The 26,738-nt window shown below is 68.3% G+C and carries 19 protein-coding genes; 13 read left to right on the top strand and 6 right to left on the bottom strand.

All coding sequences use genetic code 11. The features are described from left to right. The 4 genes from KR546_RS13325 to KR546_RS13310 form a co-directional block, all read left to right on the top strand. Positions 1-1,434, top strand: a 1,434-nt coding sequence (locus tag KR546_RS13325; protein ID WP_238445211.1) for an FG-GAP repeat domain-containing protein, incomplete at its 5' end; no start/stop codon positions are given. 173 nt (positions 1,435-1,607) lie between these two features. Then, positions 1,608-2,063 (top strand): PTS sugar transporter subunit IIA, encoded by a 456-nt coding sequence (locus KR546_RS13320; RefSeq protein ID WP_238445210.1) that lies wholly within the window; start codon positions 1,608-1,610, stop codon positions 2,061-2,063. Further along, positions 2,060-2,344: a PTS sugar transporter subunit IIB gene (locus KR546_RS13315; protein ID WP_238445209.1), complete on the top strand. Its 285-nt coding sequence runs from the start codon at positions 2,060-2,062 to the stop codon at positions 2,342-2,344. Before KR546_RS13320 ends, KR546_RS13315 begins: the two co-directional genes overlap by 4 nt. A 66-nt stretch (positions 2,345-2,410) precedes the next feature. Then, on the top strand, positions 2,411-3,811 hold the full coding sequence (locus KR546_RS13310; protein WP_274388076.1) for a PTS ascorbate transporter subunit IIC: 1,401 nt from the start codon (positions 2,411-2,413) through the stop codon (positions 3,809-3,811). Positions 3,812-3,835: 24 nt separating this feature from the next. Here the strand turns inward: KR546_RS13310 and KR546_RS13305 are convergent, their stop codons facing one another. Together KR546_RS13305 and KR546_RS13300 are read right to left on the bottom strand one after the other, a co-directional pair. Further along, on the bottom strand, positions 3,836-6,766 hold the full coding sequence (locus KR546_RS13305; protein ID WP_238445208.1) for an SNF2-related protein: 2,931 nt from the start codon (positions 6,764-6,766) through the stop codon (positions 3,836-3,838). 221 nt (positions 6,767-6,987) lie between these two features. Further along, complete coding sequence (locus KR546_RS13300; RefSeq protein ID WP_238445207.1) at positions 6,988-8,187, bottom strand: exonuclease domain-containing protein; 1,200 nt, start codon at positions 8,185-8,187, stop codon at positions 6,988-6,990. A gap of 155 nt (positions 8,188-8,342) precedes the next feature. Between KR546_RS13300 and KR546_RS13295 the strand changes: the two genes are divergently transcribed. After that, entirely contained in the window at positions 8,343-9,101 is a 759-nt protein-coding gene (locus tag KR546_RS13295; protein ID WP_238445206.1) for an LbetaH domain-containing protein, read from the top strand. 569 nt (positions 9,102-9,670) lie between these two features. Here the strand turns inward: KR546_RS13295 and KR546_RS13290 are convergent. Beyond that, positions 9,671-10,348: a DUF4062 domain-containing protein gene (locus KR546_RS13290; RefSeq protein WP_238445205.1), complete on the bottom strand. Its 678-nt coding sequence runs from the start codon at positions 10,346-10,348 to the stop codon at positions 9,671-9,673. A gap of 413 nt (positions 10,349-10,761) precedes the next feature. Between KR546_RS13290 and KR546_RS13285 the strand changes: the two genes are divergently transcribed. From KR546_RS13285 to KR546_RS13270, 4 genes are all read left to right on the top strand, one after another. Next, positions 10,762-11,784 carry a hypothetical protein gene (locus tag KR546_RS13285; protein WP_238445204.1) on the top strand — a complete coding sequence of 341 codons (1,023 nt, stop codon included), beginning with the start codon at positions 10,762-10,764 and terminating at the stop codon, positions 11,782-11,784. A gap of 135 nt (positions 11,785-11,919) precedes the next feature. After that, complete coding sequence (locus KR546_RS13280; RefSeq protein WP_238445203.1) at positions 11,920-12,954, top strand: hypothetical protein; 1,035 nt, start codon at positions 11,920-11,922, stop codon at positions 12,952-12,954. A 77-nt stretch (positions 12,955-13,031) separates the two neighbouring features. Continuing rightward, a complete protein-coding gene (locus KR546_RS13275; protein ID WP_238445202.1) occupies positions 13,032-14,720 on the top strand; it encodes an Eco57I restriction-modification methylase domain-containing protein in 1,689 nt (562 codons plus the stop codon). Then, a complete protein-coding gene (locus KR546_RS13270; RefSeq protein WP_238445201.1) occupies positions 14,720-15,703 on the top strand; it encodes a hypothetical protein in 984 nt (327 codons plus the stop codon). Before KR546_RS13275 ends, KR546_RS13270 begins: the two co-directional genes overlap by 1 nt. A 419-nt stretch (positions 15,704-16,122) precedes the next feature. Here KR546_RS13270 and KR546_RS13265 read toward each other — a convergent pair whose 3' ends face one another. The 3 genes from KR546_RS13265 to KR546_RS13255 all read right to left on the bottom strand — a co-directional run bounded on the left by KR546_RS13265 (position 16,123) and on the right by KR546_RS13255 (position 20,599). Then, positions 16,123-16,353 carry a hypothetical protein gene (locus KR546_RS13265; protein WP_238445200.1) on the bottom strand — a complete coding sequence of 77 codons (231 nt, stop codon included), beginning with the start codon at positions 16,351-16,353 and terminating at the stop codon, positions 16,123-16,125. Positions 16,354-16,625: 272 nt separating this feature from the next. Next, positions 16,626-17,753, bottom strand: a complete 1,128-nt coding sequence (locus KR546_RS13260) for a DUF262 domain-containing protein (protein ID WP_238445199.1) — start codon at positions 17,751-17,753, stop codon at positions 16,626-16,628. Positions 17,754-17,782: 29 nt separating this feature from the next. Further along, positions 17,783-20,599, bottom strand: a complete 2,817-nt coding sequence (locus tag KR546_RS13255; protein ID WP_238445198.1) for a vitamin B12-dependent ribonucleotide reductase — start codon at positions 20,597-20,599, stop codon at positions 17,783-17,785. 616 nt (positions 20,600-21,215) lie between these two features. On the opposite strand from KR546_RS13255, the gene KR546_RS13250 reads away from it, so the two are divergent. The 4 genes from KR546_RS13250 to KR546_RS13235 all read left to right on the top strand — a co-directional run bounded on the left by KR546_RS13250 (position 21,216) and on the right by KR546_RS13235 (position 26,726). Further along, a complete protein-coding gene (locus KR546_RS13250) occupies positions 21,216-22,055 on the top strand; it encodes an alpha/beta fold hydrolase (RefSeq protein WP_238445197.1) in 840 nt (279 codons plus the stop codon). Between the two features lie 155 nt (positions 22,056-22,210). Next, a complete protein-coding gene (locus tag KR546_RS13245; RefSeq protein WP_238445196.1) occupies positions 22,211-24,958 on the top strand; it encodes an ATP-binding protein in 2,748 nt (915 codons plus the stop codon). Positions 24,959-25,020: 62 nt separating this feature from the next. Beyond that, the gene (locus KR546_RS13240; protein WP_238445195.1) at positions 25,021-25,842 is read left to right on the top strand and encodes an alpha/beta hydrolase; all 822 of its coding nucleotides are present in this window, start codon (positions 25,021-25,023) and stop codon (positions 25,840-25,842) included. Positions 25,843-25,883: 41 nt separating this feature from the next. Further along, a complete protein-coding gene (locus KR546_RS13235; protein ID WP_238445194.1) occupies positions 25,884-26,726 on the top strand; it encodes an MBL fold metallo-hydrolase in 843 nt (280 codons plus the stop codon). Positions 26,727-26,738 lie beyond the last annotated feature (12 nt).

The raw sequence follows: 26,738 nt of genomic DNA, 5'->3' as shown, positions 1-26,738 counted from the left end.
TCCCGCGAGGGCTTCATCTCCGCACTCGGCCGCTCGCTGGGGGCCGACTGGGAGGTGGCGAGCCTGCAGGTGCACGCCTACCGGACCGGTGCCGACGAGGTCGCGTTCGGGCAGGTGCTGGCGCCGGTGCGTCCGGGCCTGGTCGCCGGCGACACGTCGCGGACGTTCGCGCTGGACCGCGGTGGGGTGCGCACCGTCCCGATCGTGCGCCCGGGCGTGCCGGGCGGGGTGGCGGGGCCGGGTGCGGGCCAGCCGGGGAGGCGGACCGACCTGGACGGCAACGGGACCTCGGACGTGCTGGTGCACAGCCCCTGGGGCCTGGGGTACCTGGCGCTGGCGTCGGGCAGGATGACCGCGCCGGCGATGGCCGCGAACGGGACCCGCTTCGACGGTTGGCTGCTCAACACCCACGACAACCGGTTCGGCCCGATCGCCGACGTCAACGGCGACGGCCGTGACGAGGTCGTGGTGACCAGCCCGTGGGGCCTGGGAGTCCTGGGGGTGAGCGGGACGAGCTTCCGTGGCCTGATGCTGGCCGCGAACGGGACCCGCTTCGGCGGGTGGTTGCTGAACACCGCCGACAACAGGCTGGGTCCGGTGGCCGACGTCAACGGTGACGGGCGGGACGAGGTGGTGATCACCAGCCCGTGGGGCCTCGGGATCCTGCGGTTCAACGGCTCGACGCTGGAGCCGGTGATGATGGCGCCCAACGGCACCCGGTTCGGGGGATGGTTGTTGAACACCGCCGACAACGTGCTGGGACCGGTCGGCGACTTCGACGGTGACGGTCGTGAGGAGGTCGTGATCTCCAGCGGCTGGGGCATGGCCATCCTGCGCTGGGACGGCACGAACCTCGTCCCGATCATGATGGCCGCCAACGGCACCCGGTTCGGTGGCTGGCTGCTCAACACCGGTGACAACCGTTTCGGCCCGGTCGGCGACCTCGACGGTGACGGGCGCGACGAGCTGGTGATCTCGAGCCCGTGGGGCATGGGGATCCTGCGGTTCACCGGCTCGACGCTGGAGCCGGTGACGATGGCGCCCAACGGGACGCGGTTCGGTGGATGGCTGCTCAACACCGCCGACAACCACCTGCGCGCGGCGGCGAGGTTCGGGCGGAGCCAGGACGACCTGTTCATCACCAGCCCGTGGGGCATCGGCGTGCTCGGCCTGTCCGGCGGGGCGCTGACGTCGCAGGTGATGGCCGCCAACGGCACGAGGATCGACGGCTGGATCATCGACACCAACGCCAACCAGTTCGTGCAGTTCAACTCCCTGGGCGGTGACGGCTCCGCCGACGTGCTGCTGACCAGCGGGTGGGGCCTCGGCGTCCTCCGGCCGCGCGGCACCACCTTCCGCGTGCCGTTCCTGGCCGGCAACGGCACCCGCTTCGGCAGCTGGCTCCTCAACACCGCCGACAACACCTTCGGCTGAGCGCGCCGGGGGACGGTCCGGGCCGGCGGACCCGCCGGCCCGAGCCATCGCCCACCGCCAAAATCCCCGAGACGGTTGCACCTCCATGCATCTGTAACTAGCGTCCGAACTGATGGGCCTGTTCGACCGAACGCTGGATGGTTCACACTTCAATCGATTGCACAAGGGCAATGATGGATGTCGATCTCGCCTCGGTCCTCCACGATGACGCAATCGACGTCCGCTACGAGGCCGGCGACTGGGAGGATGCGGTTCGCCGCGCGGGAACCCTGCTTGTCGAGGTCGGGGCGGCCGAAGAACGGTACGTCCAGGCCATCGTTGACGGCATCCACGAACACGGGCCCTACGTGGTCTTGGCTCCCGGCATCGCGATCCCCCACGCACGCCCCGAGTCCGGTGGTCTGGATGTGGGGATCAGCGTGGTGACCCTGGCACATCCCGTCGAGTTCGGTGCCAAGGACAACGATCCCGTCGACCTCGTCTTCGGATTGGTGACCAACGACTCCGAAGCCCATCTGCAAGCCCTCGGCGCGCTCGCCGAGCACATCAGCGAACCGGAGAACGTCCAGGCACTCCGCGACGCCGACTCGCCCGAAGCCGTTGCCCGACTGATGAAGGACGGACCATGATCAAGGTGTTTGCCGTGTGTGGTATGGGGCTGGGTACCAGCGTCATACTCAAGAGCCGCCTGAAGAAGGCGCTGGACGAGGCCGGCGTCGACTACGACATCGAGGTCACCGACGCCAGTGCGGCCAACGGGCAATCGGCCGACTTGATCTTCACCTCTGCCGAGTTCGCGGACAAGATCAAGAACAAGACCGCGTCGGTCCACGTGATCAAGAACTTCACGGATCGTGACGAGATCACGGCGACGGTCAACGAGGCGCTTGCAGGGCTCGACACCGACTGAGCCGAGCCACCCTGAGCCAACCAGCACCGCCCATCCCCTTGTCCAACCACGACAACGAGGTCCCCCATGGGTGTCCTTGACCTGCTACGCGACATCCTCAGCACGCCCGCGATCCTGGTCGGCTTGCTGGCCATGGTCGGGCTCCTGTTCCTGAAGGCCCCGGTTCAGGACGTCGTGTCGGGCACGATCAAGACCATCACTGGCTTCCTGATCATCGGCGGCGGCGCTGGGATCCTGATCGGGGCCCTCGACCCGCTCGGGACGATGGTGTCGGAGGGCCTTGGCCTGCAAGGGGTCATTCCGACGAACGAGGCCGTCGTCGGCCTGGCGCAGGAGAACTTCGGCAGCCAGACCGCCAGCATCATGGGGCTGGCATTCCTGATCAACCTGGTGCTCGCCCGCATCACCAAGCTTCGCTACGTGTTCCTGACCGGCCACCACGTGCTGTTCATGAGTGCACTCGTTGCCGTGATCATCGGATCCGCGGGAGCCTCCAGTTCCCAACTGATCATCCCGGGAGCGCTGTGCGTGGGGAGCCTCATGGTCCTCATGCCGGCGTTCGCCATGCCCTTCACCCGCAAGGTCACCGACGGCGATCCCATCGCCGTCGGCCACTTCGGCACGCTCAGCTACGTCGCAGCCGGCCTGGCCGGGAAGTACCTCGGAGACCCCGAGAAGTCCACCGAAGACGTGAACGTGCCCAAGGGGCTGTCGTTCTTCCGCGACACCCTGGTCTCGACAGCCGTGGCGATGATCATCGTCTACATGATCTTCGCCATCATCGCCGGACCGGGTGTGGTCCGCGAGCTCAGCGGTGACACCAACCCCTACGTCTATGCCTTCATCCAGTCGTTGACCTTTGCGGCCGGTGTCTGGGTGATCCTCGTCGGCGTTCGCATGCTGCTGGCCGAGATCGTGCCGGCCTTCGAGGGCATCTCGGAGAAGCTCATCCCCGACGCCCTCCCCGCCCTCGACATCCCGATCGTCTTCCCCTACGCGCCAACCGCCGTGGTCATCGGCTTCGGGTCCAGCCTCCTCGGGGGTCTGGTCGCGTTGCCGCTGTTGGGCCCGATCGGCCTGGCACTCATCCTGCCGGGGATGGTTCCGCACTTCTTCGTCGGTGGGGGCGCCGGGGTGTTCGGCAATGCCCTGGGCGGGCGCCGCGGCGCCGTGATCGGGGCCTTCGTCAGCGGCCTGCTCATCACGTTCCTGCCAGCGTTCCTGCTGAACTACCTCGGTGACCTGGGCCTGGCCAACACGACCTTCGGTGACTCGGACTTCGGCTGGTTCGGCCTGGTCCTCGGTTCACTCGTCGAGGCCAGCGTGACCTTCGCCTGGGTCCTCGCGGCCATCCTGGTCGCAGCGACCTTTGCCGTGGGCCAGTTCTTCCCCGCGCTGCGACCCCGCGGCGCGGAGGGCGACGTCGTCGACGAGGAGGCCGACGCCGACGCCGACCAGGTCGCCTGACGGCGGTCATCGAAGCCCCACGCCTCAGCGTGACGACGATTCCGGCGGACCTGCCGGCACGACGCCCAGGCGTTGCGATTCCTCGTCGATGATCTGCTGCACCATCGACGCCTCGGTGCGGTCCACGGCGTCCGGGGCCGCCTCGACGACCGAGGACTGGCGCGCGTACTCGTCGAAGATCGCGGCCTTCTGGGCGACCAGTTCCTTCATGCGCTGGTCGACGCCGGGGGTGACCAGCAGCCGGTGGACGTTGACCCGTCGGACCTGGCCCATCCGGTGGGCCCGTGCGATGGCCTGGTCCTCCGTGCTCGGCTTCCACTGCGGCTCGGCCAGCACGACCACCGGCGCGGCCTGGATGTTGAGGCCGACGCCGCCCGCGATGATCTGGGACACCAGCACCGCGGGACCGTCGTGGTCGGTGAACACGTCGACCATCGCCAGCCGGTCGGCCGACGACGTCGCACCGGTCAACGGCCCGAACACGCGCCCGTCCAGTCCCTCGGCGATCGCGGCGAGGGTGTTCAGGAAGTAGGAGAACACGACCACCTTCCAGCCCTGCGCGGCCGATTCCTCGATGATCTCCACCAGCCGCTGCATCTTCGCCGACTGCCCCGACGAGGCGTGCACCCACGCCGCCTGGCGCATGGCCTGGAAGTTGCCCGTGGCGACGGCGTCCCGGTAGGCGGTGGCGTCCTGCGTGGTCGGCTCGACCCAGTCGTCGACCTCCAGCCGGGGAGGCAGCTCGGTCAGCACGTCCTCCTGGTTGCGACGCAGGTACACCGGGGCGACCTTCGTCCGGAAGGCCTCGGAGCCGGCCAGGACGAAGTGGTCGTCCAGCGGTTCGGCCACGTCGGGCCGCAGCTGGCCGACGAGCTCGCGGAACTCCTCCACGCGGTTCTCGAGCGGTGTCCCGGTGAGGTAGAGGACCCGGTCGGCGTGGCGGCCCCACCCGGTGACGTGCTGGGACCGCTGTGCCTGGGGGTTCTTCACGTAGTGGGCCTCGTCGGCCACGAGCAGGTCGGTCGGGTCCGGGCCGGGGAGCGCACCGACCGTGCCGAACGTCGTGACGGCGATGCCGCCCTCCTGCCTCCATCGCTGGTACGCCGCGTCGCGACCGTCGCCGTGCAGGTGGACCGAGGGCATCTTGGAGTGCGTGTCGATCTCGCGTCGCCAGTTCAGCAGCACGCTGGCGGGACAGACCACCAGGACGTGGCGGCACCCGGCCGCCCACAGGTGTGCCGCCACCGCCAGGGCGATGATGGTCTTGCCCAGGCCCATCTCATCGCCGATCAGGACCCGCTCCTGCACCAGTGCGTACCTCGCCCCGAAGGCCTGGTAGCCACGCAGCGTGACGTCGAGGAACCGCGTGTCGAGGCGTTGGCGACGCACGGCCGCCACGATCTCGCTGGGGAGGTGGCCCTCCTGGGTCTCGTGTCCCGCGCCCAGCCCGGCGAGCTCCTCCAGCAGGCCGTAGGCCACCGGCGGATCCGCCTCGAACCACTCCCAGGCCGCCTCCCGGCTGTCGCGGTTGTCCGGCACGACGAAGAGCTGGCGGACCCGGGTGACGAGGTCGTCGTCGCGGACGCCGTCGAGGGCACGTTCGAGCCGGACGACGGCCAGGCGGGCGGTTTCGTCCTCGCGCGAGAACAGTCGCGCCACGAACCCCCGTGCCGCAGGTTGCGCGGCCGTGGCAGCAGCCCGGAGGGTCGTCCTGGCCCCGGCGGCCCGCGCTGCCAGCGCCGGTTCCACCTGTCGCAGGGTGTGGTGGTGGCGGAGCTGGGCGAGCAGCCGGGTGTGGTCCGCGGGGCGGGCGTCGACGTCGAAGCGCAGGCCGAGGCTGTCGCGGACCAGGGCGGCGACCTGGTGGGCCGCACCCTCGAGCCGCTTCGTCGTCGTGCGTCCGATGCCAGGGATGCTCGTGAGATCGTGGTGGTCGACGACCTGTGCGACCGTGGTGACACCGCCTGCCACCAGTGTCCCGATCCGGGACTGGCCGTCGACCAGGTCGGCGAGGCGTTCCACGTCCAGCCTCGCCAACCGTTCCTGCACCGCGTCCTCCAGGACGGCCTCCGCGAGTTCCCGGACACGTCGCTGCGAGACCGCCAGAGGGCTCTGCTCGTTGGCCAGGTCGCCGGCGACTTCCTCGGCGCGGTCGATCAGGCCCCTGGTGGCAGCTCCCGGCTTGGTGGTGGGGAGGAGGTCGGTGTCCAGCGTCGGCGCCGGCGGGATGGCGAGGTTGGGCGGCCACGGTCCCGGTCGCTCGAGGACCGGCGGGTCGTTGCCCGGGCGCGGCGTCGCGTCCGGGCCCGGCGTGCCGTCGTCGGGGGTCCCGGTTCCGACCGCGAACTTCGGGAGGAAGACCTCGACCTCGATCCCGCGGGGCGTGCGATGGACCATGCCCTCGCAGACGGCCGTGCCGTGCCGATCGATGGCCTCGGCGACGACCGCTCGGTATCGCGCGGTCATCCTCGGCGTCAGTTCACCGACCACGTCGCCGTCGACCAGCACCTCGATGCGAGGTCCCTCGCCGTCGGACTCTGGGGCGAGCCGACACTCGGCGTGCACGACCGCGGGATCGGCGAGCTGCAGGATCGGGGCGAGCGTGTCCTGGTGGGCGTCCTCGCCCACGACGGTCACCATCGTGTTCGGTTCGAGGATCCCCTCCCCCGACGTGGAGTTGACGGGGACCAGGAGGTGGGGTTCGCCGAGGGACAGGTGGATGCCGTGGTTGCGGTGTCCCCCACCCATGATCCAGCCCTGGCACCAACCGCGGCGTCCCGACCGCTCGAGTTCGAGGAGGACGGGCTGGTACTGCGGTGCAACGTGACGACTGAGGTACCCGACCGTTGCTCCACCCACGTCGACCCGCACCGCATTGGCGTCGTACGGGTTGTCCGGCTCGGGCACCAACTCCGCCGCCACCGGAATGGCGCCGGCCAGGTCGCGCGGTCCCACCACCTGCCCCCGAGCCGCCCGCTCCAACGCCGGCTGGTAGTGCGCCTCCCCAACTACCCCCACACGCCCACGCCCTGACAGCCTGGTCGCCACACGCCGGCCGGATGCCAATTCGTACTCCTGTTCCTCGCGACAGTGAAGCTACGAAGCGCCCTGATGAGCGTGATCCATGGACCACCGAATCGTGCCTTCGGGCTTGACCGGCGACGGGCCTCGCCGCATCAGATGATCACCGCCGGAACCGAGGAACCCGCTTGGGCGATCAGAAAATCTTGGACGTCCACGATCGGGATGTCCCACTTCCGTGCCTTCCGGGCCTTGCCAGACGTCGAGGACGGGTCGGCGGCCACCAACACGTCGCACTTCGACTTCGTGACGCCCGACACCGACTCGAGGCCCCGCTGCACGGCGATCTCGCGAAGTCTCGAACGCGAGAGCTCACGACCATCCGGGTACGTCGCCGATCCGGTGAAGCAGACACGCAAGCCCGCCTCCAGCCCGACCGACCCCGTGTCGATCCGCCACGCCGCGGTCTGCTCCTCGACCACTCGTCCGGGGACTCCCAGCGCCTCTGCGCACCGAACGAGCAGGGAGTACTCGGCGTCTGTCACGATGTCGTCGCGAAGTGCGGCGGCCACGAGTTCGTCGATGTATCGCCGGTGGGCGCCACTCACGTCGACCGAGCTGAGTCCGAGATCATGGGCCAGCTCGTCGAGCGCCTGGTGCTCCTCATCACTGATCACGATGTCTGCAAGCGCCCAGTCCAGCAGGTCCAGATAGGCCAAGACCTCCCCCTGCTCGCCGTAGTGATGGACGTGGGCGCCGAGACGCGCCAGGTACGGCATATCGGCCTCCGCGCCGTCCACCGATTGACGCTGAAGGGTTCTGGGGCGGTAGTCATTCGACAGGTCGAAGATGCGAGCGGGCGTGCAGGTGCCCACGTCTTCTCGAAGCACGGCGGCGAGCAGTCGCGCCGTCGCCCGAGCATCGCCGAGGGCTCGGTGGGCATGGACGTGGTCGATGCCGTGGAACCGGCACGCGTCGGACAACTTGCCGCCGGCGATCTGGAGGGTGCAGAGACCGTTGCCGGGCAAGAGACGGGCCTCGATTGACGAGAACTCATTGGTGAGCATGCGGACGTCGAAGCTCCGGTTGTGCGCCACGATCGCAGAGCCATACAGCCGACTCGCCAGGGCCGGGGCCACCTCGTCGAACACGGGCGCCGCGGAGACCATCGACGCGGTGACGCCGTGTATGTGGGTCGGCCCGACATCTCTCCGTGGATCGACCAGGGTGTCCCATTCGTCCACGATCGTCCCGTCGTGGGCGACGGTCACCGCCGCCACCTCCACGATTCGATCGCGATTCGACAACCCAGTGGTCTCGACATCCACCACCACGAAGTTGTCGGCGCTGCCCAATACAGGTGACCTCATGGCTGTACGACTCCTTCGAGAGCGGGTGAGACAGTTGCCTGGCCATCACACAACCAACCTAAAGGATCATTGGGACATGAAGTCGCACATGGAGGCATCAAGGCTCTCTACAGTGACTTGCTGACGAAGGAGATGTCCGCGTGCCAGGTTTGCTTGCCGCCACTGCCAAGGATCTCCGCAAGTCCAGGAGCAAGTCACCATCGCTGCGCGGCCAGCTCCTTCGGGCGATGGGATGCCAACCGGACTCGCATCCCGTGGCGTACTGGGAGTGGCACGAACTGTCCGAGACCCTGGCACGCGCACACGATGCCATCCGCGACGTCCTCGACACCGACCGCCACCCCGAGGCCTGGGCGCGCGACCGTGCCGGTGAGGACATCGCGGACGCGGTGGAGCGGGCGGCTTCGACCGGTGACATCGATGCCCCAGCGAACTCCATCCTGCGACCGTGGTGTGCAGACGCCGCGTTCCAGTCCGCCACCAGCGGATCGACTTCTGGGCCGCTCTTCCGTTTTCGTCTCCCCTACGTTGCGACCGGCGCTGCACTGACCGACATGGCCCACCGATCCGGAATGCTCCTTGCCGAGTGGCTCGAGCTGCGCGAGGTCGAGCCGTCCACGACCTCGTTCCAACTGCTCCGCCGACTCGACGAGGACCTCGTCGACCAGCCGACCACAAACCCGTCCGAGATTGTCGAAGCCGCCGTCGCGGTCCATCAGCTCATGGCCCGGCGCGACGCCATCAACCTGACGGCCGAGTGGCTCCACGAGTTCGCGAAGGACGACGCCACACGCACGGTCAACAGCGTTCTCCAACTGCGCAAGCTCGACGACGGAGAAGAACCTGGCCCACATGATCAGGACTCCGGTCCCATGGAACGGGGACTGAATCGGCAGTGAGTACGAGCATCCACACGTGAAGATCCCCGACGAGCCGAGCCAGCCCTCCGCGATCGAAACGGTCTCCACTTCCGCGAACGAGATGGTGGGCCCGTCGCGCGTCATCCCACCTGAAGCGCTGGAAATCGACGTCCATCGTTGTTTCCTTCATCGTCTCCGCGACCGACGGAGGAGGGTGGCGAGGTCGGTTGCGATGCCGTCCGCGTCGTGGGTGAGGGCCTGACGATGTCTGCGTGGCGGCATGAGCATGACCGTTCGATCGACTTCACCCATGCTCAAGTTGCCGGCATTCGGGCTCGCCCGGTGCTCGTCGCGAGTCCGCCACGGCATGTGCCCGGAACCGATGAGTCGAGCGGCAACCACCACGTCCGTCACACGTCCTGTCGGATCCTGGCGATCGAGAACCCACCCGGTGAACCGGACCGCCCGTTGGATCAGTTCAGTGACGTCCTCATGGATCAGGGCTTGGATGCCTGCCGCCCACTGATTCGGCTCGGCAGTGGCCGGCTGAACAATCCGGACGGCTGCCGCCTCGTCGACCGTGAGCGATCCTTGGCCCTGGTCGAGGATCAGACTGCTCCCTCGATCTCGATCCGTGTTCCTACGGAGGAGTCGAGGACGGCGTTGTCCCCAAACAGGGCCTCACGTTGCAGGTCCCTGGCCAGCTCGGGGTCCTCGAGTTCGGCAGGCCGGATGACCGGCTGCGCCGGGCCACCAACCGTTCCCACCACCAACACAGCACTCGCGGTGCGGGGTGCAGTCTCGACCAGCTGCTGGGCTCGCGAAACCATCCCCGTTTCGTCCACGGGACCGGCGGAGGCAGACATCTGGAACTCGTGAAGTGCCCGGATGACTGACGACTTCAGTTCCTCCGGTGAGTCGTAGGCGGCCCGGAAGTGACCCGTCGACCACGCCTGCACCTCGGGCAGGAAGTCTTGCTGAGCTCCCTGTCGCTCCACCTCGGACTCGACGAACACGAGTACCGGCTTGTCCTCGCGCGCCTCTAGGTACTCCTCGTGGGTGGCCGAGAGACCAGACGCCTGCGGCGCTCCGTAGCTTGATCCCACAAGCAACAGGACCACGTCCGCGGTCCTGACCGCCGCGAGGCAGGCTTGCTGTGGAGTGGTTGGCGAGGCCGCGAAGTCTTCGGCCCGGACGGCACGGTGACCCAGCGTCTCGATCGCCTCGACCGCAGCGTCTCGATAGGACTCGTAGCCCCCGACAACAGAACTGATGAAGATATCCATGCCCTCAGTGTGGCGAACTGGTGCGACACCCCTCGCTTCAGTGAGCATGGCCAGGGCCCGGACGTCAGTTCTTGCAGTCGAGGATGATCGCCCGCTCGCGAACGTGAGGTCCCAGTCCACGATCCAGTTCCGCCAGCGCGCGGGCGCGGATCTCCGCAACGTCCATGCCACAGGGATGGCCCGCCGGGCAGCGCAGCGCCCCTGCGCCTCCTCCACCGGGGGGGCCGAGTGAGCAACGAAGTGGTTCAGGGATGGGCCGGCCCATCGGCATGCAGAACTTGATGGTCCCGCCGCAGCCGCAGCGGACGTGAACGCTTGCGTTGAATCTGGGTTCAGACTGACTCACGTGAGTGCCCCTTTCGCGGATACTGAGGGTGACACAAGGGTGCGACACCGGAAGTACGAGACCCTTGGTGAGTCGCGTCGACGACCTCCGAGGAACCCACATCATCCGCCGAGAGGCCTTCGACGCGTTCAGCAGTGCGTTCATGCGCCAGACCGAGGAGTCCCGCGAGGGCTTCATCTCCGCACTCGGCCGCTCGCTGGGGGCCGACTGGGAGGTGGCGAGCCTGCAGGTGCACGCCTACCGGACCGGTGCCGACGAGGTCGCGTTCGGGCAGGTGCTGGCGCCGGTACGTCCGGGCCTGGTCGCCGGCGACACGTCGCGGACGTTCGCGCTGGACCGCGGTGGGGTGCGCACCGTCCCGATCGTGCGCCCGGGCGTGCCGAGCGGGGTGGCCGGGCCGGGTGCGGGCCAGCCGGGGAGGCGGACCGACCTGGACGGCAACGGGACCTCGGACGTGCTGGTCCACAGCCCCTGGGGCCTGGGGTACCTGGCGCTGGCTCCCGGCGGGATGACCGCGCCGGCGATGGCCGCGAACGGGACCCGCTTCGACGGCTGGCTGCTCAACACCCACGACAACCGGTTCGGCCCGATCGCCGACGTCGACGGTGACGGCCGCGACGAGGTCGTCGTGACCAGTCCGTGGGGGATGGGGATCCTGCGGTTCACCGGCTCGACGCTGGAGCCGGTGACGATGGCGCCCAACGGGACGCGGTTCGGCGGATGGCTGCTCAACACCGCCGACAACCACCTGCGCGCGGCGGTGAGGTTCGGGCGGAGCCAGGACGACCTGTTCATCACCAGCCCGTGGGGCATCGGCGTGCTCGGCCTGTCCGGCGGCGCGCTGACGTCACAGGTGATGGCCGCCAACGGCACGAGGATCGACGGCTGGATCATCGACACCAACGCCAACCAGTTCGTGCAGTTCAACCCCCTGGGCGGCGACGGTTCCGCCGACGTGCTGGTGACCAGCGGCTGGGGCCTGGGCGTCCTGCGGCCGCGCGGCACCACCTTCCGCGTCCCGTTCCTGGCCGGCAACGGCACCCGCTTCGGCGGCTGGCTCCTCAACACCGCCGACAACACCTTCGGCTGAGTGAATCGCAGACACGTTCGGCCGGCAGTGATTTCGGCTTGGGTCACGCCTGCGTCGTTGCTCCACGATGTGCCCGCCGGACTCATACCGGGTTTCATGTGCTTGGTTGAGGTCCGAGACATGAGGAGTGGGCGAGTGGCGACGGATGCCGAGAAGAAGGCGCGAGCGGACGCGTCAGCAGCTGTATTCGCGGCGGTTCGGGAAGTCGTTGAAGGCGATCTTCCTCGCCTCACCAACCCCTGGCACGTCGGCCCGGCCTACGTGAACAGTTTGGGTTACACGCCCAACCTGGAACCGCTAGAGCGGCTGACGGCGATCCCGGTGCTGCAGAACGCGCATCCGAACACGGGCCGGATGGGGAAGATGCTTGATGCGTACATCGCATTTGAGATGCGCAGGGCCGGGTTCGATAAGAGGTCGATCTGGCCGCGCGCGTCACACCCTCGCGTTTGGCCGGGTGAAACCGCGGATCTCCTCGAAGGATCCCTTGCTCGGAACCGTGAGGCGATCAGGGAGGAGCTCGACCGTCAGGGGCTCTCAACGGCTCAAATCTTGGGACGACACTACTTCAAGCAAGTCGATGTTCTCATGGCATCTTGGGACCGCGGCGCCGAGCTGATGGTCTCGACAAAGGCACAGATGAGCTCCTTTGGAAACAACGTCACGAACCGATTTGAGGAGTTTGTTGGCGACGCGCACAACCTTCGCGGTCGCCACCCCATGGCAGCCCTCGGTCTTGTGTACACCGCACGCTCGACGGTGCTCGAGGAGGGCGGACCGTACGCGCGGCTCTTGGACATGCTTCGGTCACTGCGCGGGCGGGACCTCTTTGACGCTACGTGCCTCGTTCTCCTCGACTACGCCGACACCACAATCGGGGGCTGGCCGGATCCACTGGAGATGACCGGAGGCTGGCCACGGACGCGGACAAGTCCACCCGAGGCCGACGACCGCTTCCTCGACCTCTTCGGGGACATCCCCGAGGCCGTGAACGTCCGAGAGCACGGGGAGCCAGATCTCATGCTCGGCCCATGCTTGGCAGGACTGGCCCACTGCGTGCTCGACCGGTCCCCTGTGGGCGAGCACGCTGAGGCGCGACGTCGGCGTCACAACCCAAATCAGGATGACCCACCGCAGCACCGCGTGGGCCGACCGTTGTCTGATCCGTAGCAGGCTGTCACATCACTCCGGCATGCTCTGGTTGACCGACAGTTCGGGGGCGACCTTGTAGGTTGCAGGGAGCCCCCATGCCCGGAGTCCAACTGACCGTGCCCACCCTCGACGACGCGCCGGATCCCGGCATGGACCACGGCGAGGTGTTCACCCGTCGCTGGGTCGTCGACCTCGTCCTTGACCTCGCCGGCTACCGATCGTCCGAGGACTTGGCAGCGCTGCTGGTGGTCGAACCTTCGTGCGGCAGCGGGGCGTTTCTGGAAGCGATCGTCGAACGCCTCCTGGCGTCGGTGGGGTCCGAGGAGATCACCAACTGCCAGGACTCAATCCGCGCGTTCGACCTGCTGGCCGCCAACACCGACCGTGCCCGCAAGGCCGTGTCCACGATCCTGGTCGATGCCGGTGTCCCCGAACGCGACGCCTCGGCCCTCGCGCAGCGCTGGATCGCCACCGGCGACTTCCTGCTGGACGATCTGGGCTTGGAGGACGGCACTGTCGACCTCGTCGTCGGGAACCCGCCGTACGTCCGACTGGAATCCGTTGGCGCGGAACGAATGGCCACCTACCGCGGCGCCATGTCGACCATGCGTGGGCGCAGTGACCTCTACGTCGGGTTCTACGAGCGGGGCCTCCAATTGCTCGCCCAGGACGGACGGGTGGCATTCATCTGTGCGGACCGCTGGATGCACAACCAGTACGGCGCACAGCTCCGCGCGTTCATCACCAGCGACTTCGCGGTCGACACCATCGTGTCGATGCACGATGTAGATGCCTTCGTCGACACGGTGTCCGCCTACCCGGCGATCACGGTTCTCCGGCGTGGACAGCAGGGCCAGGTCCTGGTCACGGCGACTTCGGGGGGTTTCGACCACCGGGACGCGCAGCACCTGGTGGCGGCCGCCAGCAACGGGGGCATCGCGGCCAGCGACTCCTTCTCGGCTGCGCGGCTCCCCGACTGGCCGCAGGGATCCGGATTGTGGCCCTCTGGCACCCCCGAGGCCGTCGGACTGGTCCAGCGGTTGGAGGCGGACTTCGCTCCACTCGAAGACCGCGCCACCGGCACGCGGGTCGGGATCGGTGTCGCTACCGGTGTCGATGACGTCTTCATCACCTCCACACCGGGGTCGGTCGAGCCCGAGCGATTGCTCCCCCTCGCCACAGGTGGCGACATCGCGTCCGGCACGCTGGACTGGTCCGGCCAGTACCTGGTCAACCCGTGGGGCGACGAGGGCCTGGAGGACCTGGAAGACTGGCCGGGGCTGGCGGCCTACCTCGACCAGCACGCCCCCGCAGTGAGGGGACGTTACGTCGCCCGCCAACGTCCCGACCAGTGGTATCGCACCATCGATCGCGTCCATCCGTCGCTGACGGACACGCCAAAGCTGTTGCTGCAGGACATGAAGGCCGCGGCCGAACCCGTGTTGGACCCGGGAGGGCACTACCCCCACCACAACCTCTACTACGTCGTGTCAGAGGCCTGGGACCTGGAGGTGCTGGGCGGGCTCCTGCTGTCCGACGTGACCAACCTGTTCATCAGCACCTACTGCGTGAAGATGCGGGGTGGGACCTACCGGTTCCAGGCCCAGTATCTGCGCCAGATCCGGGTCCCCGACCCGGCATCCTTGACGAAGGAGTTGCGCAACGACCTACGCCACGCGTTCCAGGCCCGTAACCGCGGCGCCGCCACCCGTGCCGCCTGCTCCTCCTACGACGTCGACCCGCGAGCGCTCGCCCACGCACTCCGGGGTGTCGGCGATACCTGATGGGCAAACTCGACCGCTTCGACGCGCACGTCCCGGCCGAGCCGTGGGTGAACCCGTGGCAGGCGGACGGGTCGTTCGAGGTGGACCTCGCATTGCTGGCGCGCTTGCTCGGGGTGGCGGAGGGGACGTCCCAGCGATCCGGCGTCGTCGCCGGTGCCGTGGACATCTGGGCAGCCGAGGAGCTTCGACGCGCCGGGATGCACCCCGATGACGTCTGGCCACGGCGCACTGACCCCCGGATCATGCCTCGCGACGTCCGCAAGTTCGTCGAGCACGGCCTGACCGTCGGTCTGCGCGAACAGGTCCAGCAGCGGTACTCCTCGCCTGGGGCACGCCGCGCACTTCCCACCGACGCCCGGGTGATGGGCAGCGCGTATAGCAAGCAGGCGGATGTCGTGGTGGCATCGTGGGCCGCCGGGCTCGAGCTGATGATCTCGACCAAGACCATGCTCTCCAGCTACGCCAAGAACCTGCGCAACCGCTTCGAGGAGGCTTACGGAGACGCCAAGAACCTCCGTGGACGCCATCCCCTGGCCGCCTTGGGCTTCCTGTTCGTCATGGGGGCCGACGCCGAGGAGAGCGAACTGGACTTCGCCATCGACATGATGACGAAGTTGACGAGTGAGCCGGACGTCTATGACACCGCGTGCCTACTGGTTGTCGACACCGCCGCCAAGGAGGACGAGGAAGTCGCAGCAGAGGAACCCGACGAACTAGATGAGCCGGCAGCGCTTGATTCGATCCCCGAACTGGACCTTTCGATTAATGCCGAGGACGACGCGGGCGAAGACGACGCTCCGGACGCTGTCGACGTTCAGCCCGTCCAGGTTCTAGCCGGCCGTGTTCCCGACCATCTCGCGGCCAGCCAGTTCTTCGCCACCCTGCTGGGCAAGGCACTCCACCACATGCCGACCGGCGTCTACCCGGAGGTCCGGGCCCGTCGGCGGTCACCCCAGGGCGACTCGGGCCACCCTCAGTCCTAGTGACGAGTCCTTGAGAGGACCGTTGTCACGTGAACCGGTTGGCGGTGGCGCAAGGTGCAGTCACCCACGCCACCGCCTTCGGGGTTCCGAACACAATCGACTGCGAGCGGGACGATCGCTTCGGTGACGGGCGTCGTGGAGGTCGACTCCGACTAGGTCGTGTGCGACGATTTCACCATGCCGCACTCGCCGCCCGTCCACGGCGACCAGCTCTGGCCGTGCAACTGCCGGAGCGGAGAATGTCGTCGTGCACCGGGCCTCGGCATGCGTGGGCACGTTCGAAGCGTTCACGACATCACCCGTGGCCCTGGGCTGCACGGCGACCTGGCCTTCTGTGGGTATCTCGGCCGCCGGCGAGGTGTCCCGACGAGGCGGACCTGCTAGACCACCAGGTGGGGGACTCACCCGGCTTTGATCTACTAGGGACCAACGAGGACCTTAGCCAGCTCTTCGAGCACGAAATCAACTGCATCGCGGTATTGCTCTACTTGCACCATTGTCACTGTTGAATCATTCCATCTCCCATGAGCAATAGGATGACGCTGAGAAACCATGGAATCAATCACGTCCAAACGGGAATCGCCGGCCATACCCTTCCAGACATTGGGAGCAAGGACGGAAATCTCACCCTGAAGTTTGTCTTGCTTCACATTGGTCAGTCGTCGATCGACCTTACTGACTACATACCGCGCCTGGTTGCTGCCACAGTGATGCTCGACGGTCGCTGACAGAAGATCTACGAGCGAGGATTCATAGTATCCGGAGAGAACTACGCACAAATACTTAGCCGAGTCAGCGTGAAATTCCAAGTCTTTGACATCCAATAGTTCGCGCTTGACTCGATCAATAGTTGCATCTACCCTCTGACTTCTCCTGCGATAAGAGCGGATTCCCGCAGATGTGGAAGTAGTCACAGCCGACGCTATTCCGCGAAGGCTTCTCGCGCAAGCCGCAGGCGCGTCTCAACCGCTTCCTCAGCAGCTGTCGAACTTGTCGTCGCCTCTGTGTATTCTGCCGTGCCAATGAGTGCATCATAGCTTGACACGAACTCATCCTTAGTCATTCCTTCGATACGCTCCTTGCTTACCATAACTCCTACAAGTAGCGAGTCCAGCACGGCAGCGTTGATCGCTCGAACTGGTCTGAAGGCTCGACGCCCTACGCTTTCGTTCAAGATTCTCGCGGCAAACGAGAAGAGTTCCAATACGGGTGTCAGATTCTTAACGCCACGACTCCGATTATCCTCAGCGTAATCGTTCAGGAAGCCCTTCAAGGGGCGGCTATACCTGTCCCCTCGTTCGAAGAGTGCAAGAGTTCGGAGTATGAGCTCTTGGTCCTTGAATCTCGGGGAGCGGTTCCCATAAAGATCTCGCCAATCCTCATTCTCGTTCAGACCGGCAATCGCGCTCAAGAATGGACCGTGGTAGAGAGCAATTCGAATCTCTTGCGGGTTGAGAATGCTTCCACCTGTGTTCAACCGTTCGAAAATGGCATAGATAGAGTCACCGAGGCTACTGCTATCATCGTCTTGTCGAAGAATAGTGGCATGAATAATGCTGTCATCAAGACGGCGCCGATAGATATCCGGCAAGTCGCTATAGGATCGATTCTCGAATTCATCCTGGACGGCTGACAACCGGTACGTCTTGTCTCTGAAAGTGCCGTTCACGTAGTGTTGCAACGTCCGAAGTCTTTGCTGACCGTCTAGTACAAGCAGCTTCCCAGTCCTCTCGCGTACAAGAAAAATCCCTGGTACCGGATATCCGAGTAACAATGACTCGATGAACTTGTCCATCTGTGGCTTGGACCAAACAAACTGCCTCTGGAAGGCATTCGTTTCTATACCTGGCGTATTAGGGTAGAACGTTGGAACGATTATGTCCTTTTGATTCAATCTCTTGACCAAACCATCCACGGGATAGTCAGCTCCGTAGGCAGTGATTTCGGACTGAAGCTCCAGAACCTCTTCATCTGGGTCGACGTCAAGGACATCCTCCTCGAGGTCTCCCAACTCGCCATACTCATCGGGCGCTTCGGGCATGTCAGTCATCGGCCATCCCTCCTCATGCCCTTCCCCTTTTAGCTGCAGCCGCTGGTGGTGCCGCAGGACTCGCAGACGTGGCAGGAACCGGCGCGCTTCATCTTGATGCCGCAGGAGTAGCACATCGGGGCATCGTGGTCGACGCGGACCTTGCCCTGCTCGGCCGCGGCGTCCAGGTCGGCGGCCTTGGCCACGGACTCGGCAGTCGGTGACGTCGGCACGGTCGGCTCGTCGTCGTCGAGCATCCCGGTGCGCTCGTCCAGGGTGAAGATCCCAAGGGCCTCGCGCTCCTCGTAGGGCAGGTACTCGATCGCCAGCTTCCGTGCGGCGTAGTCGATGATCGATGCCGAGAAGCGAATCTCCGGGTCGTCGGTCATCCCGGCCGGCTCGAAGCGCATGTTCATGAACTTGCGCACGAACGTCTCGAGCGGCACGCCGTACTGCAGCCCGATCGACACCGCGATCGCGAACGCGTCCAGCAGACCGCTCAGCGTCGAACCCTGCTTGCCGAGCTTGACGAACACCTCGCCCAGCCCGTCACCGGGGTACTCCCCTGCGGTCAGGTAGCCCTTGGCGTCCCCGACCCGGAAGCTGATGGTCTGGCTCGGACGCTGCTTGGGCAGCTTCCGCCGCACCGGGCCGGCGGCAGGCGGCGCAGACGCTGCCGCCGACCCGGCCGGCGTTGCAGAAGCCCCGGCAGCCTTGTCGCCCTTCTTGGACACGCTCAGCGGCTGGGCCACCTTGCAGTTGTCGCGGTAGATCGCGATCGCCTTGATCCCCAGCTTCCACGCGTCCACGTGCAGCTGCTCGATGTCCTCGACGGTCGCCTCCTCGGGGAGGTTGACCGTCTTGGAGATCGCGCCGGAGATGAACGGCTGCGCCGCCGCCATCATCCGCACGTGGCCCATGTAGTGGATGGCGTTGTCGCCCATCGCGCACTGGAACACGTCGACGTGCTCGTCCTTGAGCTCCGGCGCGTCCAGGATCGTCTTGTTCTCGTCGATGTAGGCGATGACCTGGTCGATCTGCGACTGGGTGTAGCCCAGCGACTTCATCGCCTGCGGCACGGTCTGGTTGACGAACATCATCGAGCCGCCACCGACCAGCTTCTTCATCTTCACCAGCCCCAGGTCGGGCTCGATGCCGGTCGTGTCGCAGTCCATCATCAGGCCGATGGTGCCGGTCGGGGCCAGCACCGACGCCTGGGCGTTGCGGAACCCGTGCTCGCCCCCCTCGGCAAGTGCGGTGTCCCACGCGTCACGCGCCGCGGTCAACAGGTCGGTCGGCGCCAGCTCCGCGTCGATGTCGTCGACGGCGGCGCGGTGCTTGCCGATCACCCGCAGCATCGGCTCCTCGTTGCCCTCGTAGCCGGCGAACGGGCCGACGACCTGGGCGTACTTGGCCGACTGGGCGTAGGCGTGACCGGTCATCAGCGCGGTGATCGCCCCGGCGAACGCACGACCCTCGTCGGAGTCGTAGGGCAGGCCCAGCGACATCAGCAGCCCGCCGATGTTGGCGTAGCCCAGCCCCAGCTGGCGGTAGTCGTTGGCGTTCTTGCCGATCGCCTCGGTCGGGTAGCTCGAGAACCCGACGATGATCTCCTGGGCGGTGAAGATGACCTCGACGGCACGCTTGAACGACTCGACGTCGAACAGGCCTTCGTCGTAGTCGAAGAACTTCTTGAGGTTGAGCGACGCGAGGTTGCAGGCCGAGTTGTCGAGGTGCATGTACTCCGAGCACGGGTTGGAGCCGTTGATCCGACCCGAGTTCGGGGTGGTGTGCCAGTCGTTGATGGTCGTGTCGTACTGCATGCCCGGGTCGGCGCACGCCCAGGTCGCCTCGGCGAACTGGCGCATGACGTCACGTGCGGACTTGCGCTCGACGACCTCGCCGGTCGTGACGGCCTTGAGGTCGTAGTCCTCCTCGGCCTCCCACGCCTCCATGAACTCGTCGGTGACCCGCACCGAGTTGTTGGCGTTCTGGTACTGCACCGACGCGTAGTCGGGCGAGTCGAGGTCCATGTCGAACCCGGCCTCGCGCAGGACCCGGATCTTCTCCTCCTCGCGGGCCTTGGTCCAGATGAACTCCTCGACGTCGGGGTGGTCGACGTCGAGGATCACCATCTTGGCCGCGCGACGGGTCTTGCCGCCCGACTTGATCGTTCCCGCGGACGCGTCCGCGCCCCGCATGAACGACACCGGGCCCGACGCCTCGCCGCCGCCCTTGAGGATCTCCCTGGACGAGCGGATGTTGGACAGGTTGATGCCCGCCCCCGAGCCGCCCTTGAAGATCGTGCCCTCCTCGACGTACCAGTTGAGGATCGAGCTCATCGTGTCCTCGACCTGGAGGATGAAGCAGGCGGAGCACTGCGGCTTGTCGGTCGTGCCGACGTTGAACCACACGGGCGAGTTGAACGCGGCCTTCTGGTTGACCAGCAGGTGCTTTAACTCGGCGTTGAACACCTCGGCCGACGCCTCGTCGGTGAAGTAGCCACCGGCGCGGCCCCAGCCGGTGATCGTGTCGGCGACCCGGTCGATCATCTGCTTGACCGACGACTCGCGCTGCGGCGTGCCCAGCGTCCCGCGGAAGTACTTCTGGGCCACGATGGTGGTGGCGTTCATCGACCAGGTCGACGGGAACTCGACGTCGTTCTGTTCGAAGGAGATCGTGCCGTCGCGCCAGTTCTTGATGACGGCGTCACGGAGCTCCCAGGTGACCTCGTCGTACGGATGGATGCCCTCGTGGGTGAAGTGGCGGGCGAAGGTCAGGCCCTGGCCGGTGTCGGTCTTGTCGACCGTCAGCGGCTGCGACGGATCCGTGGACGTGGTCTGGCTGGGGGTCTCGGTGGCTGCCATCGGTGCTGGCTCTCTCTCCCGCACCGGCTCAGCGCACGATGCGAACGTCGTATGGGACTCTGCGGTCGTACTGGGCGGTCGTGTCGGGGTGGTCGTGCTCGGCGGTCGCTCATGGGTCGGGCGCGGGACGCGATCACCACGGGTCGTGACCCTGGCGCAGTGACGAAACTGGCCGTCGAGTGCGCCGGTGACCGACGGGGAAGTCCTGAGGACGTCCCGCGGGCCGTCCCGGACCTCCGCGATCCGGGGAACAACACCTGTGTGATTACAGCGGCTGGGGGCGGGTGATGTCAACCATTGAATCGGCACGACGTCAGCCGCACAACACAACCTGTTGGGGTTCGTCCCCAGTGCGAACCACTACATGTTGTGGTTTGGTTGGTTCATCCCCAGCCTTGTCCCCAACGTGTCCACATCCTCGAGCCTGTCGTCAACACCCGGTGCACACCACTCACGAGTTTCTCGACAGCGCGCTGGGTGCACACCGGTGGTTGGGACCCGCGAGGCGGCCGCTCGTCCCCGGACGTGGCACGGACGTCGATGACGCAGTCATCTGACCGAAGACGGGACGGACCCCCGCACGGACGCTGGCACCTCACCGTTCGAGGAGACCACCGTGTCCACCACCCCGGCCCCTGCGCCGGCCATCCGCCGTGCCGCACCGACCCGCATCCTGCTCGCCCTGCTCCTGCTCGTGGCCGTGCTCGTCACGACGTTCCCACCGTCGGGTGCCGACGCGGCCGGCGAGCGACCGACCATCGTGATGGTCCACGGCGCGTGGGCCAGTGCCCCGGGCTGGGACCAGCTCGCCGACCACCTCGCGCGCCAGGGCTACGCCACCGCCGCGCCGGAACTGGGCCTGGTGACCATCGACGCCGACGTCGCGATCGTGCGGGCGACCCTGGACGCGATCGAGGGACCGAAGCTGCTCGTCGCCCACTCCTACGGCGGGGTGGTCGTGTCCAACGCCGCCGTCGGTCGTGACGACGTGGTCGGCCTGGTCTACACCGCGGCCTACGTCCCCGACGTCGGCGACGACATCGCCCACATGGGCGCCGGCCAGGTCGAGTACGCGCCGCCGGCCGTGCTGGACCACCTGCTGTGGACCGGCGAGCCGTGGGCGTCGCCCGTCTACATCGAGCACGACGCGTTCCGCGAGGTGTTCGCGGCGGACCTCTCCCCGTCCAAGGCGGCCGAGCTGGACGCCGGGCAGCGACCGGCCAGCCCTGCCCTGCTGGTGTCGCCCTCCGGCCCGGTGGCCTGGCGTGACCTGCCGACGTTCTACGCCGTGTCGGCCGCGGACCTGGTCATCGACGAGCCGCTGCAACGCTGGATGGCGGCTCGTGCCGGGGCCGAGGTGATCACCTTCCCGTCGGCCAGCCACGTCGGTGGCTACACCCACTACGCCGGCCGCTTCGCCCGGTTCGTGCACCAGGCGGCGCTGGCCGTGTCGTGACCCTCGGGATCGTCGTCGCGGGGCCGCAGGTGCGGCCCCGCGACATCGCCGTCCCCTCGCCCGACCCGACGGATTAGGGTTCGAGCGGCAGGGCGGCCCGTCCGGTCCGCCCGCCGGCGCCCCGTCCCGCGACGGGGCCGGACAGCGGGACCGCCGTGGGCAGGCTGGTGGGGCGTGATGCGGAGCTCGCACGGCTCCGGGCGCTCGTGGCCGACCTCGACCGACGTGGCGGCGCGCTGGTCCTGCGGGGCGAGGCCGGCATCGGCAAGTCCGCCCTGGTCAGCGCTGCCGCCGAGTCCGCCGACGCCCGTGGCGCGACCGTGCTGCGGGCCACCGGGGTCCAGGCCGAGACACGGCTGCCGTTCGCCGGCCTCCAGCAGCTCCTCCATCCGCTGCGCGACGGCGTCGCACACCTCGCCGCCCCGCAGGCCCGCGCGCTCGGGGCCGCGTTCGGGCAGGTCGACGCCACGCCGGACCTGTTCCTGATCGCGCTGGCCACGCTGTCGCTGCTGACCGAGGCCGCCGCGACCCGCCCGATCGTGCTGGTGGTCGACGACGCGCAGTGGCTCGACCGGCCGACCGGCGACGTGCTGGCGTTCGTCGCCCGGCGGCTGGAGCGTGACCGGGTGCTCCTGCTCGCCACGGTCCGGACCGACCGCGACTCGCCGCTGCTGCATGCCGACCTGGAGGTGCTGACCCCGGGCCGACTGGCCGGGCCGGCCGCGCGAGCACTGCTGTCCGACGTCGCCCCCGACCTCGAGCCCGCCCTGGCCACACGCGTGCTGGCCGAGGCGGCCGGCAACCCGCTCGCCCTGGTCGAGCTGCCCCGGATCCTCACCGGCTTCCTGGAGCGGGGCGAGCCCGTGCCCGCCGTGCTGCCCCTGTCGGAACGACTCGAGAGGGCGTTCGCCGCGCGGCTGGCCGACCTTCCCCCGCGGACCCGCGAGGTGGTCCAGATCGCGGCACTGGTCCCGGACGGACGGCTCGGCGACGTCCTCGCGGCCGGCCGGTCCCTGGGCGACGACCGACTGGACCTGGCCGCCGTGCTGCCGGCCGTCGACGCGGGCCTGGTGGTCCTGGACGACGATCGGGTCCGGTTCCACCACCCCCTGGTGCGCTCGGCGGTGCACCACGCCACGCCCGAAGACGTCCGTCGTGCCGCCCACCTCGCCCTGGCGTCGGTCCTGGTCGACCGGCCGGACCGGCACGCGTGGCACCTCGCCGCCGGGACGACCGGCCCCGACGACGCGGTGGCCAAGACCCTGGAGGAGGCGGCCGCACGGGCACATCGACGGGGTGCCGTCGCGAGCTCGGTCGAGGCGCTGCGTCGCGCGGCCGACCTGTCGACGACCCGCACCGAGCGTGCCCGCCGGCTGGTGGCGGCCGCCGAAGAGGGTCTCGAACTCGGCCGGCCCCGCATGGTCACCGACCTGCTCGCCGAGGCGGTCGCGCTGGGCCTGGCCCCGGTGGAGCAGGCCCGGGTTGCGCTCGTCCGCGAGCAGGCCGAGCCGCGCGTCCTGCCCGAGGGCGTCCGGCGGGCCCTGCTCGGCGCGGTCGACACCGCGGCCGGCTCCGGCGACCACGAGCTGGCGCTGGACCTGATGTGGCTGGTGGCGCTGCGGACCTGGTGGGCCGATCCCGGAGCGACGGCCCGGGCCGAGGTCGTCGAGGTCGCGCGCCGGCTCGGACCGGTCGACGACCCCCGGGTCGTCGTCTCGCTGGCCGTGGCCGATCCACCGACCCATGGCGAGCTGGTGGCCCGGGCGATCCGCGTCGACGCCGCTCAGCTCGACGACCGCGTCGGCCCGCGCCAACTGCTGGGCACGGCCGCCGTGGCGACGGGGTCGTTCGTCGAGGGTGCGGCGCTGCTGGGTGACGTCGCCGCCACGCTCCGTGACCGGGGCCGACTGGGCCAGCTCCCGCGGGTGCTGTTCCTGACGGCGTGGGGCGAACTGCACCGTGGGGACTGGGAGACCGCGCGTGGCCTTGCCGACGAGGCCGTCACGCTGGCGGCGGAGACCAACGACCCGGTCTGGGGTGCCGCCGGCCGGATCGTCGGGGCCTACGTGGCCGCGCTCCACGGCGACGGCGCCGAGGCGACCCGGATGGTCGACGACGCCGAACCGGTCCTGGTGGCCCACGGCATCAGCTTCCTGCTGAGCTCGGTGCAGATGGTGCGCGCCGCGGCAGCCACCGCCGACGGCGACCACGTCGGCGCCTGCGAGCAGCTCACCCGGCTGGTCACGCCAGGCGACCCCTCCTGCCACCCGTTCATCGCCGGGTGGGCGGTCGCCGACCTGGTCGACGCGGCCCTGCACGCCGACCGCCGGTCCGTCGTCCTGCCGGTGCTCGCCGACCAGCACACGATCCACCGCGACGACCCGTCGCCGTGGATGCGTGCCGTGCTCGCGCTGGCCGACGCCCTGGTGGCGCCGGACGCGACGGCGGACGACGCGTTCACGGCCGCCCTGGCCGGACCGGTCGCAACGTGGCCGTTCCTGCGTGCCCGGACCCAGCTGGCCCACGGGACGTGGCTGCGCCGGATGCGCCGCACGTCGGAGTCCCGTGGACCGCTGCGCACGGCCCGCGAGACCTTCGACGCCCTGGGCGCCCGGCCGTGGAGCGAACGCGCCCGGATCGAGCTGCGCGCGGCGGGCGTGGCCAGCACGACCCCGGCCCGCTCGGTCCTCGACGACCTGTCCTCCCAGGAGCTGCAGGTCGCCCGGATGGCCGCGAGCGGGCTGTCCAACCGCCAGATCGGCGAGCGGCTGTACCTGTCACACCGCACGATCGGCTCGCACCTCTACCGGATCTTCCCCCGGCTGGGCATCACGTCCCGGACCCAGTTGCGCGACGTGCTGGCCACCCACGACGGGCCGACGGACGTGCAGTCGACTGACTGATGCGGTGCCCCGGGGCCCGTTCGTAGCGTCGACGACGAGCCTCCTGCCCGAAAGGCACCGCCATGACCACCGCCCCCGACACCATCGTCCTGATCCACGGCTTCTGGGTCACCCCACGCTCGTGGGAGCACTGGATCACCCACTACGAGGCCCGCGGCTACACCGTGCTGGCGCCCGCCTACCCCGGCTTCGAGGTCGAGGTCGAGGCGATCAACGCCGACCCGCAGTTCATCGGCGACCTCGAGCTGCACACGATCGTCGACCACCTCGCCGCCATCGTCGGCCAGCTCGACACCCCCCCGATCCTCATCGGCCACTCGGCCGGCGGCGCGCTGACCCAGCTGCTGCTGGACCGTGGGTACGGGGCGGTCGGGGTGGGGCTGAACTCGGCGCCGCCCGAGGGCGTGCGGACCACGCCGCTGTCGCAACTCCGCTCGACCTGGGCGGCGTTCAAGAACCCGGCCAACCGCCACCGCCCCGTGCCGCTGAGCGCCGAGCAGTGGCACTACGCCTTCACCAACACCTTCGACGACGCCGAGTCCCTGCGGCTGTACGAGCGCTACCACGTCCCGGCGTCCGGCCGGATCCTGTGGTCGAGCGTGCTGGCGAACTTCATGCCCGGTCCACAGGACGCCCACGTGGACTTCCACCGGGCCGACCGTCCCCCGCTGCTGTTCATCTCGGGGTCCGAGGACCACATCATGCCGCCGAGCGTGCAACGCGCCAACGCGAAGAAGTACGACGACGCGACCGTCACCGAGGTGGTCGAGTACGACGGCCAGCCGCACCTGCTCCCGGCCTCGCCGGGGTGGGAGGAGATCGCCGACTTCGCGCTGGACTGGGCGGAGGAGCACGCCGGCGCACCACGGGCCCAGCCGGCCTGACCTGCTGGCCTGCCAACCGTCGTGACGGGGAGGCAGCACGCATGGACGACCTGACGATCACCCATGTCGGCGGTCCGACGGTGCTGCTCGAGGTCGGCGGCTGGCGGATCCTCACCGACCCGACCTTCGACCCGCCCGGGCGCCGCTACGGGTTCGGGTGGGGCACGTCGTCCACCAAGTTGGTCGGCCCGGCCGTGGCCATGGGGGACCTGGGCCGGGTCGACCTCGTCCTGTTGAGCCACGACCACCACGCCGACAACCTCGACGACGCCGGGCGGGCGCTGCTGGCCGACGTGCCGATCGTCGTCACGACCCGGCCCGGTGCACGGAGACTGGACGAGACGACGGGCGATGTCCGGGGCCTGGCCGCGTGGGCCACCACCCGGGTGGTCGGGCCCGGCCGGCCGGACCTGGTCGTGACCGCCACGCCGTGTCGCCACGGTCCGCCGCTCAGCCGCCCGGTGGCGGGGGCGGTGGTCGGGTTCGCCCTGCGGTGGGACGACCGTGCGTCGGGGGCCGGGTCGGGACCCGGCCGGGAGCCGGTGGACGTGTGGGTCTCGGGTGACACGGTCGCCCATGATGGCACCCGGGAGGTGGTGCGACGGCTGGACGTGGACGTGGCCGTGCTGCACCTGGGCGGGGTCCGCTTCGGGCTGACCGGCCCGCTGCGCTACAGCATGACGGGGGCCGACGCCGTGGAACTGGTCGCAGCGCTGCGGCCACGGGTCGTCGTGCCGGTGCACTACGAGGGCTGGAGCCACTTCGCGGACGGACGTGCCGACGTCGAGCGGGCGTTCGCCGGCGCCCCGCCCGACGTGGAGGCTCGCGTCCGCTGGCTGGCGCACGGGACGCCGACCGTGGTGTCGGCGCCGGTCACCGGCTGAGCACGGTCGGGC

This window comes from Salsipaludibacter albus (assembly GCF_019798055.1).
In the GTDB taxonomy this organism is placed as follows: Bacteria; Actinomycetota; Nitriliruptoria; order Nitriliruptorales; family Nitriliruptoraceae; genus Salsipaludibacter; species Salsipaludibacter albus.
This window is presented reverse-complemented; position numbering and strand designations above follow the sequence as displayed.

Excerpts from the sequence above, each read along its gene's own strand:
- KR546_RS13320 (WP_238445210.1), top strand. The coding sequence starts at position 1,608 with ATGGATGTCGATCTCGCCTCGGTCCTCCACGATGACGCAATCGACGTC.
- KR546_RS13315 (WP_238445209.1), top strand. The coding sequence starts at position 2,060 with ATGATCAAGGTGTTTGCCGTGTGTGGTATGGGGCTGGGTACCAGCGTC.
- KR546_RS13310 (WP_274388076.1), top strand. The coding sequence starts at position 2,411 with ATGGGTGTCCTTGACCTGCTACGCGACATCCTCAGCACGCCCGCGATC.
- KR546_RS13290 (WP_238445205.1), bottom strand. The coding sequence starts at position 10,348 with ATGGATATCTTCATCAGTTCTGTTGTCGGGGGCTACGAGTCCTATCGA.
- KR546_RS13275 (WP_238445202.1), top strand. The coding sequence starts at position 13,032 with ATGCCCGGAGTCCAACTGACCGTGCCCACCCTCGACGACGCGCCGGAT.
- KR546_RS13270 (WP_238445201.1), top strand. The coding sequence starts at position 14,720 with ATGGGCAAACTCGACCGCTTCGACGCGCACGTCCCGGCCGAGCCGTGG.
- KR546_RS13260 (WP_238445199.1), bottom strand. The coding sequence starts at position 17,753 with ATGACTGACATGCCCGAAGCGCCCGATGAGTATGGCGAGTTGGGAGAC.
- KR546_RS13255 (WP_238445198.1), bottom strand. The coding sequence starts at position 20,599 with ATGGCAGCCACCGAGACCCCCAGCCAGACCACGTCCACGGATCCGTCG.
- KR546_RS13240 (WP_238445195.1), top strand. The coding sequence starts at position 25,021 with ATGACCACCGCCCCCGACACCATCGTCCTGATCCACGGCTTCTGGGTC.
- KR546_RS13235 (WP_238445194.1), top strand. The coding sequence starts at position 25,884 with ATGGACGACCTGACGATCACCCATGTCGGCGGTCCGACGGTGCTGCTC.